Source organism: Haemophilus paracuniculus, assembly GCF_002015115.1.
Taxonomy (GTDB): Bacteria; Pseudomonadota; Gammaproteobacteria; order Enterobacterales; family Pasteurellaceae; genus Haemophilus_E; species Haemophilus_E paracuniculus.
In genome coordinates, this window is sequence record NZ_MUYA01000008.1 from 1 (window position 1) to 12,620 (window position 12,620).

The window sequence follows — 12,620 nt, forward strand, 5'->3', positions numbered from 1 at the left end:
AATTTTTCTTTAGACATTTTAAAAAGTCCCTCTAAACAAACACGGTTACGATGGTTCGTTACCACATTAACCAAATGTAGGAATTAACTAATAAAATATGGAAAAGATTGGAAGATAGAGAAAGGTGGTGCTGATAGGCGGATTTGAACCGCCGACCTCACCCTTACCAAGGGTGCGCTCTACCAACTGAGCTATATCAGCGCTTGGAGCGGGCAGCGGGAATCGAACCCGCATCATTAGCTTGGAAGGCTAAGGTAATAGCCATTATACGATGCCCGCTGTTCTAAATTCGTCTGTCCCATACGCGATTCAATTAAGAAATGGTGGAGGGAGAAGGATTCGAACCTTCGAAGGCTGAGCCAACAGATTTACAGTCTGCCCCCTTTGGCCGCTCGGGAATCCCTCCACGTTAATTGAATACTTGACTAAACTTCGCGAGATGGTGCCGACTACCGGAATCGAACTGGTGACCTACTGATTACAAGTCAGTTGCTCTACCTACTGAGCTAAGTCGGCGTTGCGTTGTCGTAAGCAAGTGGTGCGTATTATAGGAATTTCTGAAAACCGTGCAAGCACTTTTTTTCAAAAAATTTAAAAAAATCGTTCTTTCGCTTGTAAAACATTCAAAACGGCGATTTTTTAGATCTTTTTCACGCTTTTCTACGATAAAATCCCCTTTTTTGCCATTTCTATTGTATATTTTCGCCTATGATTTCGGGCTGAAACCGCCCTTTTCGCTGAACAAAATAGGAAATTTTGGCTATGCGCCAGCAATCAACACACAAAATCAGCCCTTTTTTAACCTTTGATCGCACCCAATGGGCGGATTTACGCAAATCCGTGCCGTTAAAATTGACCGAGCAAGATCTCAAACCGCTACTCGGCTTTAACGAAGATCTATCCTTAGAGGAAGTTCGCACCATTTACTTACCCCTTGCACGCCTGATCAACTACTATATAGAAGAAAATCTCAAACGCCAGACCGTGCTACACCGTTTTTTAGATGTCAAAGCCCCAAAAGTGCCTTATATCATCAGCATTGCGGGCAGTGTTTCAGTCGGCAAAAGCACCTCGGCACGGATTCTGCAAGCCCTGCTGTCCAACTATCCCGAAGAACGCAAAGTCGATTTGATTACCACAGACGGCTTTCTCTATCCGCTTGCCACCTTAACCGAACGTAACTTATTGAAAAAGAAAGGATTTCCCGAATCCTACGACATTCATCGCCTCGTGCAATTCGTGTCGGACATCAAATCGGGCAAACGCAAGGTGCAAGCCCCGATCTATTCCCATTTGACCTACGACATCATTCCCGATCAATTTAACGTGGTCGATCAGCCCGACATCGTGATTTTGGAAGGGCTAAACGTGTTACAAAGCGGAATGAACTACCCGTCCAGCCCACACAATGTGTTTGTGTCGGATTTTGTCGATTTCTCAATTTATGTGGACGCGGACGAAGCTCTGCTCAAAAAATGGTATATCCAACGCTTTTTGAAATTCCGCCGTAGTGCCTTTTCCGACCCAAATTCCTACTTCCACCACTATTCCAAACTGTCGGAAAGCGAAGCAATCACCACTGCTTCCACCATTTGGGACGAAATCAACGGCTTAAACCTCAAACAGAACATTCTGCCCAGCCGTGAACGAGCCAATTTGATTTTGGAAAAGGGCGAAGATCACGCGATTCAGCGAGTGCGATTGCGGAAATAGCCTTGCAAGCGGTAGGATTTTGTGAAATTTCGCAAAATCCTACCGCTTGAAATAAAATCAATCAAGGCTAATCGCCTCTTTAATTTTCTTCAACGCCGCCGTTTCAAGCTGGCGGACACGCTCGGCGGAAATGTTGTATTTGGCGGCGAGGTCGTGCAGGGTGGCTTTTTCTTCGTCTAGCCAACGGGTTTTGATGATGTCTTGGCTACGCTCGTCAAGGGTCGCCAACGCATAGGCGAGCTGGGCGGTGGCTTGTCCGTTGTGCTGTTCATCGGCAAGATCATCGGCGAAGTTTGAGCCTTCGTCCTCAATGTACATTGACGGCACATAGGCTTCATCGCTATCTTCCCCCACGGGCAGGTCGAAACCGAGATCTTGCCCCGTCATTCGGGATTCCATTTCTTTCACTTCTTCGGGGGAAACGCCCAAATCATCGGCGACTTTTTTGATTTCGTCTTCGCTGAACCACGCCAACCGCTGTTTATTTTTACGCAGATTGAAGAATAATTTGCGTTGGGCCTTGGTGGTGGCAACTTTCACAATTCGCCAATTTTTCAGCACATATTCGTGAATTTCCGCCTTGACCCAATGCACCGCAAAGGAAACCAACCGCACGCCAACGTTCGGATCGAACCGTTTTACCGCTTTCATCAAGCCGATATTGCCCTCTTGAATCAAATCCGCCAGCGGCAAGCCGTAGCCCATATAGCCGCGGGCGATATGAATCACAAACCGCAAATGGGACATAATCAACTGTTTTGCCGCCTCGACATCTTCATCATAATAAAAACGCTCGGCGAGTTCTTTTTCCTGCTCGGCGGTCAAAATCGGATATTGATTGGCAGCACGGATATAGCTGTCGAGATTACCCTGCGGCACCAACATCGCACCGCTTGCACTGGCTTTGGGAAGTTCGGCAAGGGCGGTACTAGAAGAATGTTCTAACTCATCAATTTCCTCGGGTTCGACAAATTCTTCTTCCTCGATCAGCTCTGCGTCCTCAATCCACTCAGGGTTTTCAATCTCTTTCATTGGTTATCCGTCTTTGCAAAAAAGTGGACAGATCTTACCGCTTTCTGTTAGAATTGCCAAACTTTTTGGGGCTGATTCTGGATTCGACGGGATTAGCGAAGCCCAAGGTGCACGTCGAGGTGCGGTAGGCCTCGTAAATAAACCGCAAAAAATAGTCGCAAACGACGAACAATACGCACTAGCAGCTTAATAACCTGCGTAGAGCCTTATCGCCTCAGCTTTCGCTCGTAAGACGAGGATCACGATAAGTCACCCCAAACGAGATCGTGTGGAAGCCGCAGCTATAGGATCGAAGCACTAAATTGAATATAGCTAGTTTGCTAATGGCGTGTCTGTCCGCAGTTAGCTTACGAAATTAAAGACGAGACTAAACGTGTAGTGCTGACGGTAGAGTAATTTCGGACGGGGGTTCAAATCCCCCCAGCTCCACCACTGCTTAATAGCAAGAAGTTGCACAATGTTGCAAATCATTGATTTTATTAGTTTTTTGCTGTTGCGGTATGTTGCTTAAAGTGCATAAAGTTGCGGATTGTTGCAAATCTGATGTTACTTTGATGTTACTTTAAGAAAAAAGTTACAAATCAAAGTTACATAACCCTGTTAAACCCTTATACGACAAGGATTTGTAGCGATGGCTAGATTTGTAAGACCCCTCAACGAGACTAAAATTAAATCCCTTAAATTTTCCCTTGACGGAAAAAACGAACACGCAGATGGCAAAGGGCTGTATCTGTTCCTTTTCAACGGCGATCGGAAAGTTTTTTACTTCATTTATTCCCACCCAACAACCAAGAAACGGATCAAGCGTAAAATCGGTGATTATGGCGTGCTATCTTTGAATGAGGCACGGGAAAAAATCAACGAATACCACCGCTTGCTTTTGGACGGTTTAGAACCTTTTACCTATTTAGAGCAATTAGCCAAAGAGCAAGCCCGCAGGGCGATCACAGTTCGAGAATATGCGGAAGAGTGGCGAAAGCTGAAACTTATCAATCAAGACAATAAGCCAATCACAATGGATCGAGAGTGGGGGCGGTTGGAACTGTATTTATTCCCTCACTTTGGCGATTATCCGTTATCAGCGGTAAAAATGGACGAAGTAGCCCGCCATTTTGAGCCGTTATATGTTACCAAGCCGAACACGGCGACCAAGGTGATCGGGCGGTTTATTGATATTTTGCAGTATGCCGTGGCTGATGGCTTGATTGAGTTTAACCCTTTGGCAGGGATTAGAAAGACACGGTTTAAAAAAGTAAAAGCCCAGCACAACCCAACGATAAACGCCGAAGAATTACCCCAGCTTTTCCAGCGGTTAAATTTGTCTAATTCAGCGGTTACGGTTCGTTTGCTGATTGAATGGCAGATTTTGACGATGTTACGCCCTTTTGAGGCGGTGGCGGTTGAATGGGCTGATGTGGACTTTGAGAAGCAGATTTTGACCATTCCAGCCGAGAGAATGAAAGGCACGCAGAAAAAAGCCCGTTCGCATACTGTTCCCCTTTCTCGCCAAGCCTTAGCTGTTTTAGAGGAAATGAAGAAGCATAACGGCAATAAGAAACATATTTTTGCCAGCACGAGAAGCCAAAGCGGCGTAATGAGTAGCCAAACGGTAAACCATACGATCAAGCATTTAGGCTATAAGGGCATTTTGACCGCTCACGGTTTGAGGGCGATGGCGAGAACCTATTTAGCCGATGTTGGCGTAGATTTTCAAGTGGCTGAAAGCTGTTTAGCTCACGTCGTGGGGAATGATGTTAGTCAATCCTATAACCATTCAAGTTATTTAGCTTTGCGTAAAGAGGTTATGCAGAAATGGGGCGATTATGTAGAGCAATGCAAGAAACGCTAATTTAAAACCACACAGAACAGGGCGGATATATTCCGCCTTTTTTATTGCGTGAAAATAAAATATATTTTCAAACAACAAAGCAAAAGAACATTGCTACTACATAATCACAGGTTAATTATATCAAATGAAATAGTTTGTTTAAATAATATAATTTGATTTTTGTTTAATTTATTTATGATTTTATTTTGTGAAATATAAATAAATCATTCGGTTCAAAAAAATCTATAAATGATGGGAGAAAATTTTTTCTTCCGCCCAGCCCCCTGCCCGTCCGCTCGTATCCTCGCCACGCCCACCCACTTAATATAGTGATTTTTACGCAAATGCAAAAGTAGCTTGAAACCTTGCCTTATATGGGCTTGTTTGGCGTGATATAGCCGTTTTTGTTTACGCAAAATAACGCAGATTAACGCAATTTTATGCACGCTGAAAAACGCTAAAATCCCCTTTTCTGCTCAAATGCAAAAAATCGGCAAAATCTTACCGCTTTTTTATTGCCACGCCTTGCCACCCTTTTGTGAAAAACGTTCTAACAATCTGAACAAATAGCCAATTTCAAGCCCTTTCAATATCATTCCCCACGAACGCAAGACTTGCCAAGTCTAGCCAAATTTTAGGGGTAAATATGGAGAACCAAGCACAGCAAGAAAATTTAGTAAGGATTGACACCGTTATTAAGCGAACAGGACTAAGCCAACGCACCATTTACAGACGAATGAAAGAGGGGGATTTTCCTCAAAATATCAATATCGGGGGGAATGTTGTGGTATGGCTGGAAAGCGAAATCAACCAATGGATCGCCGAGAAAATTAAACAACGCAACCAATAGGAATTATTTAATTTATGTCAAAGTTAAATCTTTTTGAAAAAGAAAAAAATGCTTTTTTTGAGCAAGAAAAAATCGTCAAAGCCAACCAAAGCGAATTAGAGAAAAATAAAAATGTTCTCACTGCTTTAAATAATGAGCTTGCCGAACTGAACAAAAAGGCACAAGCGAAAATTGACCAATCGCAACGCCTTTCGGCTGATGAATATGTTCAGCTCAAAAACGGCAACAACGAAATCACCGCTCGCATCGAATACTACCAAGCCCTTATCGAAGAGCAAGAAAGCGAATTGCAAGAGCAAAAAGAGACCTTGCTCAAATTGCAACGAGAGGCACGCCTCACCCGTTCGCACATTCTCGCCCAAGCAGGCGAAGAACAACTAAATGCTTTTTTAAGCGAACACAAACAAGCCCTTGCCGAAATTTTCCGAAATCTCAAACACGGCGGAAAATTCCAGCAAAACCCCAATTTTTCAACCATTTCCGAAGAACAAGCGATTTTTGACTATATCAAAAGCAAACTTACCGCTTGCACGGATACCAATTTACCACTTGAACCCGAATTTAATTTACACAGCCCTCTTTTAGTGGGATTTGAGCCAATCAGCCCATTCAAAAAGCACGCTCAATCATTTCAACAACGCCAACCGAAAGGCTTTCAAGCCCTAATGGCACAATTTAACTAAAAGGAAACAGAAAATGAGTATTCGTACTTTTGCCCACTCGCTCAAACTTGACCCTAAAAATGGCGATTTAGTCTATTTTGACGACAGCCCCGAAGAGCAAAAGAAATTTCTAAAACGCCTCAAACAAAACCGCCTTTTCAAACTGTTAAACCTTGTCGAAACCACCCACGAACGAGGCGGAGCAATGGGGCTATTTACCCCCATCGCAGGCACAACCGACACCGACCGAGAGGATCGCAAGCCAAAACAAGCCCTTGCCCCTTATCAACAATATCATTGTGAACAGATCAACATTGACAGCTTTATTACATACAGCCAAATGGATCAGCACAATGTCGAAAACGATCAAGGCGAATATCTAAATAAATTACTGGACAAAGCAACGCTAAAAGGGCTTTTAATGGTGGGCTGGAACGGCACAGGGCGAAATGGCACGTCAAACCCCGAACAAAACCCACTCGCCCAAGATGTCAAAGTAGGCTGGCTGGAAAAAATCCGCACAGGCAAACCGCAAGCCATCATCAACGGGGCAAGCGTAGGCAAAACAGGGGCTTATAAATCCCTCAACGCCTTAATGAAGCACGCTTTAACCCAAATCACCCCAAGTTATGCCAGCGGGGGCGATATGATCGCCATTTGTGGGCGTGAGATTATCGGCGACAGCCTTATTCAGTTTGAACAAGCCGATTTTGAAGACCTCGCCGAGCTTTTAACCCTCACGAAAAAGACTATCGGCGGCGTAAAAGCGGTAAGCATTCCATATTTCCCAAGCAATGCGATTTTGCTCACGCCATTGCATAATTTATCGCTTTATATCCACCTGAATAACATTCGCCGAAGAGTGATCGACCGCCCCGAGCGTGATGCCCTAATGACGTTCTTCTCTTTCAATGCGGATTATGTTGTAGAAGATTTCAATGCTTGTTTCTTGATTGAGAATATTGAGCTAATTGAAGAGTAAAGGGGAAAAATGAGCGATCTCACGCCTTATTTAGAGCAAATACAGCCCTTAACCTTTACCGAAAAAATCGGCTTTATTTTCGCCCTCTTAGAGCAGGGCGAAATTGCAGAGATTGAGGCGTATCAACTCTTAACAGCACAGGGCGAACCCAAACCACCCGAACCACCACAGCCCGACCAAATCGGCACAATCGCCTTTTTATAGGCTCAAAGCAAGGTTTAACGCCTTGCTTTTTTTATTTTAAAAGACTTTGAAAAGGGCTTTAAATGTTGTACATTGTAGCGGATTGTTGCAATGAAAGGAGCGTAAAAAATGGCAATTCATCAAATTTTAACGGAAACTGTAGCAAGTGTTACCGATTTGAAACGTGATCCAATGGGCGTAGTCAGTATAGGGGCAAGCGAAAGCGGAGCCATTGCCATTTTAAACCGCAATCAGCCCGCTTTTTATTGTGTTACCCCTGAAATGTTCGCCTATTATCAAGAGCTTGCCGAAGATTTAGAGCTAGGCAAAATCGCCCAAGCACGCCAAGCAGAAGGGGATTTTGTTGAGGTAAGCCTAGATGATTTATAAGCTCAAATTTCAGCGAAAAGCCTTAAAAGAGTGGGAAAAGTTGGGCGAACCTATCAAAGCCCAATTTAAAAAGAAACTCACCGAACGGCTCTCTAATCCCCATATTGCAGGCGATAGACTAAAAGGCAATCTCGCCAATTTATATAAAATCAAGCTCAAAACGGCAGGCTATCGCCTTGTTTATGAAGTCAATGATGGTGAAATTACCGTGTTAGTATTAGCCGTCGGCAAGCGAGAGCGATCCGAAGTTTACCAAAACGCTTTAAATCGCCTTCATTAAAATTCAATTCCCTTCTTCGATATAAGGAACAGCACAATGACCGCCCCAAAATACCGCCTACCTAACCGCAAATGGTACACCTTGCCCCAAGCGATCAAGCAAATTTACAAGCTCACGGGGGAGCAGTTAGAAATGGATGATTTAATTCATTTTTGGATTTATCGTAGCTTACGCCTTTCTACTTTCATTGAAATTCAAAATTTGAAAATAAAAGCTACAAATGAAAATGAACAAAATTCTATCGATTTAATGAAAGTAGGAAATATTGAATTAAAAAATAATGATGATTTTTCTCTTGATATACTCACATTTCCATTTTTTCTTAATAATGACGGAGTAAATGAAAAAGAATTATTTAGATCACATTGTTATATAGAGAATGATTCATATTCTCTAGATGCAAAGGGTTTTTTTGCTATTTTTCCTAATATGGAGTGGTTCTATACGTTAGATGAAAATAAAAATAAAAATTTATGCTTAGCTGATCTTAATTTGTTTTTCTTAGAATTAAGAGAGGAAAATCAGGAAAGTTCTGTAATAGTTTTTGGTTTACAGTTAAATGAGATTTTTGAACAAAGAGAATTACATTTTGAACAGTTAGTTATTTTACACGATGATTTGATTGATTTTCTAAATCATAAAAGTGAAAAATTCAATAATATTGCTGAGTTAATCGCGAAACCGCTATCAACAAAAACCATCAACGCCCAAGCCCAACTAATTAAAGATTTAATCGTAGCCGAATACGGCGAAGATGTTGCTAATAATATCCGCAAGCATATTGATGATCCGCATAGTGAAATTGTAAGAGATTTTCACGCAAAAGGACTAAATCTGCCGAGCGGTAAAACGGTTCAGAAATGGATTAACGAAAACTAGCCCCAAATCCCCATCACCTTTCATTTTTGGAATATTCCAGACGATTTTGGAATATTACAATTTTTTATTTGCATTTTGCCAAAATCCCCACCGCAACAATCCACAACCTTATGCACTTTAAACCGACACAGGAGGGAGAAATGCAACAAACCTATTTCACCGTCAAAGAAATTTGCGAACAGCTCAAAGTGGATCGCACCACCATTTATCGCCAAGTCAAGGCGGGGAAATTTCCCGCCCCGATTAAAATCGGCAAGCTGGCAAGATGGGAAAAATCCACCCTAGATCAATTTCTCAACCCACAACCACAAGGAGCAACACACTAATGGCAGGATTAGCCCTATTTTGCCCATTTTGCGGTGGAAGAGCCGTAATTAGAACCAGTAGCAGACCATCTATTTTAACGGTGCAGGCACAAGTAAATTGCAGTAATTGCGGACAGCTCAAAGCGGAATTTGTCGGACAGCTTACCAACATTCAGCGAGCGGTATTTGTCGAAGCCCCCGAGGTAAGCCAATGGGAAAAAACCGAAAAAGAGCTAATCAAAGAAGGGAAAATCAAAGCCCAAAGCAACGCCGAACGGCTCAACATTTTAAGAGGCGAACAGCAAGATTTATTTGAGCCAAAGCCCGAAATGAGCGTAGCCGAACGCATAGCACGCAGAAAGAGCGTTCAAGACCGTTAAACCCAACAAAAAAGGCTTGTCGCCCCGCAGCCACAAGCCTTTTTAAATCATCAGATAAGGATTTAAAGCAGATGAATAATACACCTTTATTCAATCATTTTCATCTAAATTTACACCAAGATGAAAATAATTCACACAAAAAGCCGTTTACAAGCGGTACGATTTCCGCTAAATTCTGCACCGCAGTCTTAAATCAGACTGCCGAGCCTGAGAACTCGATACAAACCAAAGGCGAACAGCACGCCCAACGTGCTTTTTTTGTTCGCAGCTTTTACACACCCCAAGCACGCCCTGAAACCCTTAGCGGCTCGGAGTGCCTTTCAATGGTGGTGCGTAATGGGAAAGGTTCGCCCTTTGCTGATTTTCCTTTGGTATCAGTTTCTCAGCCCGTTACGCACTACCGCCCAAACCCTGAGAAGTTTAGCGGTAGTCCTGAAAATTTACCCAAAGGACTATTCACGATGATCTACAAATTCCTCACCTTAGGCGAACGCCGCCTACGCATTACCATTTTAGCCAACAGCCAAGCCGAGGCACTTTCACGCATTCAGTTTACGCAAAGACCTGTATTGATTGCGAGATTACCAAGCAAAAGTGAGGTGGTTTATGCGTAATGAGCTACTTACCACCGAATGCGGCATTTTAGATCCACAGCTAGATCGCAAAATGGCAGATTTAGCGATTGCCCTAGAAATTGACCGTAGTTTTGCGTTTTTAATGGAAGCAACGATCAGCTATGCCAATTCTCAAAAAGAGATAAAAGACGAAATCGAAAGCCTTGCAAGCATTAAGCGAATTTTTGACGACCATTTAGAAAACATTCGTAAAGAACTCACCACGCTTTTACAAGGGGGACGAAATACTAACGCATAAAATCACTCTACCCGATGGCACGATTATTGAAATTTTTGTCGGCGGCGAAAATACCACGCCCCAAAAGGTTGCAGAAGCCTTGAAAGATGTTCGATTTGATACTTTCGAGCAGTGGAAGCAGAAAGAGAGAGCGAAAAGGAGAGCCAAAGAAAGAGCGGAAGCGAAACGTAAAGCCAAGCGACAACACAAACGCAAGGCAAACCAAAAACGAAGAGCAAAAGCATAGTAGGCAATACGGGCGGAATTGTCGCCCGTTCATCAAAAAGACAGATTATAGAGAGTAGAGCAAATGAAGAAGATCCCGAGTTTAAAAGAACTTTCTAAACAGAAACCCGATCCACAAACGGAAATTTTTTTACTGATTGGCGAAAATGTTTGGAGTTTTTACCGTAAAGACCCGAGAGATGCAAGAACAAATGGGCAGGGGGATGGCTGGAAGCTATTAGCGGATTTAATCAACAGTGGAAACCCTAACCGTTATCAAGAAATCCCGTTAATTTTAGATCCGAGGGAACTCGACAACGTTTTCACGCTTGAGCTTGCACCGCCTCAAAGCGAAATAATGAGCGTGATCGATACAGGGCAATTTTTCAAAGTCAAGGATAACGTGCAAGGGGCAAATGTTCGAGAAAATCAAGAACATTTAAGTAATATCTGCTTACAAATTGCGAAAACCACCAAAATAAAAAACTTATTTTTAAGGGATAATTTAGGGCAATTATTGGAAGATTTAAGCGGTTACCTTGACAGAATACGCAAAAATGAAGCAATGCTACCCCAAAAGTTTACGCCTGAAACGGTTGAACTTGACGCAGATACCCTAGAAAAAGAAACTGCCAGCAGAAAAGCGGCTTATTTCTATAAATGGCTTAATCAGCCCCTTTCTTTTCATTCTCAACAGAAAAAAATCTATCAATTCGGCGGAAAATGTTGGAAAGAAATTGATGACAATGTTTTACAGCGGAAAATTAAAGATTTTTTCAATGAATATGAAGCAGATTATCGAAGCGTTGATAATTTAAATCGCATTATCGCTTGTCTAAGCGTAGATTTGCCCCTATTTGCTCAAACCGAGCCTAATTTATTAGCTTTTAATAATGGCGTACTGAATAAAAATACATTGGAGTTTTTGCCACATAGTAAAGATTATTATTTAACAGGCTTTAACCCTTGCGATTATTTAGAAACGCAAACACCCACCCCTAATTTTGATAAATGGCTTGATTTTATTAGCAATAATGATGAAGACAGAAAAAGATCATTATTAGCAGGCTTGTATATGATTTTGAATAATCGTAATGACTGGGAATTAACCCTTGAACTTATCGGCGAGCCAGGGGGCGGAAAAAGTGTTTATTTAGAAGTGGGGAAAATGTTAAGCGGTGAGGGTAATCACGAGGCGATTACGCTAGAAATTCTTAACGAAGATAAAGCGAGGGATATTATTTTGAATAAAACGTTTTTATATTCATCAGACCAAAGCCGATATATTGGCGACGCGTCAATTTTCAAGAAAATTTCAAGCGGTGAGGAAATCACTTTTAACCCGAAGAATAAACCATCATTTAATGCCCCCGTGAAAGCGATTTTGGCGATTTGTTCCAACACCTTGCCAATTTATAAAAATGACGGCGGCGGAATGGAACGGCGTAGGGTTGTTTTCCCTTTTACCCGCTCACTGGATGAAAACGACAGAGATCCCGATTTAGTCAAAAAAATGAAGTCAGAGCTAGGCGGAATAATCCGCAAAATTTACGATACCTTTCCGCAAGCCGATGAAGCCAAAAAAGCCTTATTCAGACAAAAAAACAGCAAGGAGGCGTTAGAACTTAAACGCAAAAACGACCATATTTTAGAATTTATTGAAGAATTTGAGTTATTACCACAAGTTACCACGCAGGGGCTAGTGATGGGAAGCAATCGAGGGCTACCCCCTTTTGAAAGTCAATTTATTTATGATCGCCTTTATTGGTGCTATTTACTCTTTTGTAATACGCAGGGGCGAAACGATAAAAGCATTCTCAAGCCCAGCGACTTGATGCAAGAACTTACCCAAGCATTCAAAACAGCAGGGCATAAAATAAGGTTCGCAACTAAGACACTTGGACAGCGAAAACTACATACAAACGTTATTTTCAGAGATAAATCAGCCACAATAGAAAAATGGCGTAATATGTGATTGGACTTGATACCGTGCAATCTGGCACGGTATTTTTTTAGCCGAGAGTTATCAAAAAGGTAAAATCATTTTTTTATTCACTTT

The 12,620-nt window shown here is 42.2% G+C and carries 15 protein-coding genes, 4 tRNA genes and 1 other RNA gene; 15 read left to right on the forward strand and 5 right to left on the reverse strand.

Annotated features, from left to right (window positions below; all coding sequences use genetic code 11):
- Positions 1-125: 125 nt before the first annotated feature.
- The 4 genes from B0187_RS06235 to B0187_RS06250 all read right to left on the reverse strand — a co-directional run bounded on the left by B0187_RS06235 (position 126) and on the right by B0187_RS06250 (position 516).
- A tRNA-Thr gene (locus tag B0187_RS06235) sits at positions 126-201 on the reverse strand.
- Between the two features lie 3 nt (positions 202-204).
- Positions 205-279 (reverse strand) — tRNA-Gly (locus B0187_RS06240).
- A 42-nt stretch (positions 280-321) separates the two neighbouring features.
- Positions 322-406, reverse strand: a tRNA-Tyr gene (locus tag B0187_RS06245).
- A 34-nt stretch (positions 407-440) separates the two neighbouring features.
- Positions 441-516, reverse strand: a tRNA-Thr gene (locus tag B0187_RS06250).
- Positions 517-762: 246 nt separating this feature from the next.
- Between B0187_RS06250 and coaA the strand changes: the two genes are divergently transcribed.
- Positions 763-1,713, forward strand: a complete 951-nt coding sequence (coaA, locus tag B0187_RS06255) for a type I pantothenate kinase (RefSeq protein WP_078237007.1) — start codon at positions 763-765, stop codon at positions 1,711-1,713.
- Positions 1,714-1,770: 57 nt separating this feature from the next.
- Here the strand turns inward: coaA and rpoH are convergent, their stop codons facing one another.
- Positions 1,771-2,745 carry an RNA polymerase sigma factor RpoH gene (gene rpoH, locus B0187_RS06260; protein WP_078237008.1) on the reverse strand — a complete coding sequence of 325 codons (975 nt, stop codon included), beginning with the start codon at positions 2,743-2,745 and terminating at the stop codon, positions 1,771-1,773.
- 67 nt (positions 2,746-2,812) lie between these two features.
- Between rpoH and ssrA the strand changes: the two genes are divergently transcribed.
- From ssrA to B0187_RS06330, 14 genes are all read left to right on the forward strand, one after another.
- Positions 2,813-3,177, forward strand: a transfer-messenger RNA (tmRNA) gene (gene ssrA, locus B0187_RS06265).
- 199 nt (positions 3,178-3,376) lie between these two features.
- Positions 3,377-4,594, forward strand: a complete 1,218-nt coding sequence (locus tag B0187_RS06270; RefSeq protein WP_078237009.1) for a tyrosine-type recombinase/integrase — start codon at positions 3,377-3,379, stop codon at positions 4,592-4,594.
- Between the two features lie 625 nt (positions 4,595-5,219).
- Positions 5,220-5,423 (forward strand): helix-turn-helix transcriptional regulator, encoded by a 204-nt coding sequence (locus tag B0187_RS06275; protein ID WP_078237010.1) that lies wholly within the window; start codon positions 5,220-5,222, stop codon positions 5,421-5,423.
- Between the two features lie 14 nt (positions 5,424-5,437).
- A complete protein-coding gene (locus tag B0187_RS06280) occupies positions 5,438-6,106 on the forward strand; it encodes a hypothetical protein (protein WP_078237011.1) in 669 nt (222 codons plus the stop codon).
- 13 nt (positions 6,107-6,119) lie between these two features.
- Positions 6,120-7,067 carry a P2 family phage major capsid protein gene (locus B0187_RS06285; RefSeq protein ID WP_078237012.1) on the forward strand — a complete coding sequence of 316 codons (948 nt, stop codon included), beginning with the start codon at positions 6,120-6,122 and terminating at the stop codon, positions 7,065-7,067.
- Between the two features lie 9 nt (positions 7,068-7,076).
- Positions 7,077-7,271 (forward strand): hypothetical protein, encoded by a 195-nt coding sequence (locus B0187_RS06290; RefSeq protein WP_078237013.1) that lies wholly within the window; start codon positions 7,077-7,079, stop codon positions 7,269-7,271.
- Between the two features lie 108 nt (positions 7,272-7,379).
- Positions 7,380-7,640, forward strand: a complete 261-nt coding sequence (locus B0187_RS06295; protein WP_078237014.1) for a type II toxin-antitoxin system Phd/YefM family antitoxin — start codon at positions 7,380-7,382, stop codon at positions 7,638-7,640.
- Positions 7,630-7,920, forward strand: coding sequence for a type II toxin-antitoxin system RelE family toxin (locus tag B0187_RS06300; protein WP_078237015.1), 291 nt, complete (start codon positions 7,630-7,632; stop codon positions 7,918-7,920). The genes B0187_RS06295 and B0187_RS06300 overlap by 11 nt, the downstream gene beginning before the upstream one ends.
- A gap of 36 nt (positions 7,921-7,956) precedes the next feature.
- A complete protein-coding gene (locus B0187_RS06305) occupies positions 7,957-8,799 on the forward strand; it encodes a hypothetical protein (RefSeq protein ID WP_078237016.1) in 843 nt (280 codons plus the stop codon).
- Positions 8,800-8,939: 140 nt separating this feature from the next.
- Complete coding sequence (locus B0187_RS06310) at positions 8,940-9,125, forward strand: helix-turn-helix transcriptional regulator (protein ID WP_078237017.1); 186 nt, start codon at positions 8,940-8,942, stop codon at positions 9,123-9,125.
- Positions 9,125-9,484, forward strand: a complete 360-nt coding sequence (locus B0187_RS06315; protein WP_078237018.1) for an Ogr/Delta-like zinc finger protein — start codon at positions 9,125-9,127, stop codon at positions 9,482-9,484. Before B0187_RS06310 ends, B0187_RS06315 begins: the two co-directional genes overlap by 1 nt.
- Before the next feature lie 71 nt (positions 9,485-9,555).
- A complete protein-coding gene (locus tag B0187_RS06320) occupies positions 9,556-10,098 on the forward strand; it encodes an ash family protein (protein WP_078237019.1) in 543 nt (180 codons plus the stop codon).
- Positions 10,091-10,357 (forward strand): hypothetical protein, encoded by a 267-nt coding sequence (locus tag B0187_RS06325; RefSeq protein ID WP_078237020.1) that lies wholly within the window; start codon positions 10,091-10,093, stop codon positions 10,355-10,357. Before B0187_RS06320 ends, B0187_RS06325 begins: the two co-directional genes overlap by 8 nt.
- Before the next feature lie 289 nt (positions 10,358-10,646).
- On the forward strand, positions 10,647-12,536 hold the full coding sequence (locus B0187_RS06330; protein WP_078237021.1) for a DNA primase family protein: 1,890 nt from the start codon (positions 10,647-10,649) through the stop codon (positions 12,534-12,536).
- The last annotated feature ends 84 nt before the right edge of the window (positions 12,537-12,620 follow it).

What these genes read in the sequence shown, in the direction of transcription:
- B0187_RS06310 (WP_078237017.1), top strand. Translation starts at nt 8,940, where the DNA reads ATGCAACAAACCTATTTCACCGTCAAAGAAATTTGCGAACAGCTCAAA.
- B0187_RS06280 (WP_078237011.1), top strand. Translation starts at nt 5,438, where the DNA reads ATGTCAAAGTTAAATCTTTTTGAAAAAGAAAAAAATGCTTTTTTTGAG.
- B0187_RS06330 (WP_078237021.1), top strand. Translation starts at nt 10,647, where the DNA reads ATGAAGAAGATCCCGAGTTTAAAAGAACTTTCTAAACAGAAACCCGAT.
- B0187_RS06285 (WP_078237012.1), top strand. Translation starts at nt 6,120, where the DNA reads ATGAGTATTCGTACTTTTGCCCACTCGCTCAAACTTGACCCTAAAAAT.
- B0187_RS06300 (WP_078237015.1), top strand. Translation starts at nt 7,630, where the DNA reads ATGATTTATAAGCTCAAATTTCAGCGAAAAGCCTTAAAAGAGTGGGAA.
- B0187_RS06305 (WP_078237016.1), top strand. Translation starts at nt 7,957, where the DNA reads ATGACCGCCCCAAAATACCGCCTACCTAACCGCAAATGGTACACCTTG.
- B0187_RS06320 (WP_078237019.1), top strand. Translation starts at nt 9,556, where the DNA reads ATGAATAATACACCTTTATTCAATCATTTTCATCTAAATTTACACCAA.
- B0187_RS06295 (WP_078237014.1), top strand. Translation starts at nt 7,380, where the DNA reads ATGGCAATTCATCAAATTTTAACGGAAACTGTAGCAAGTGTTACCGAT.
- B0187_RS06325 (WP_078237020.1), top strand. Translation starts at nt 10,091, where the DNA reads ATGCGTAATGAGCTACTTACCACCGAATGCGGCATTTTAGATCCACAG.
- rpoH (WP_078237008.1), bottom strand. Translation starts at nt 2,745, where the DNA reads ATGAAAGAGATTGAAAACCCTGAGTGGATTGAGGACGCAGAGCTGATC.
- B0187_RS06290 (WP_078237013.1), top strand. Translation starts at nt 7,077, where the DNA reads ATGAGCGATCTCACGCCTTATTTAGAGCAAATACAGCCCTTAACCTTT.
- coaA (WP_078237007.1), top strand. Translation starts at nt 763, where the DNA reads ATGCGCCAGCAATCAACACACAAAATCAGCCCTTTTTTAACCTTTGAT.
- B0187_RS06275 (WP_078237010.1), top strand. Translation starts at nt 5,220, where the DNA reads ATGGAGAACCAAGCACAGCAAGAAAATTTAGTAAGGATTGACACCGTT.
- B0187_RS06270 (WP_078237009.1), top strand. Translation starts at nt 3,377, where the DNA reads ATGGCTAGATTTGTAAGACCCCTCAACGAGACTAAAATTAAATCCCTT.
- B0187_RS06315 (WP_078237018.1), top strand. Translation starts at nt 9,125, where the DNA reads ATGGCAGGATTAGCCCTATTTTGCCCATTTTGCGGTGGAAGAGCCGTA.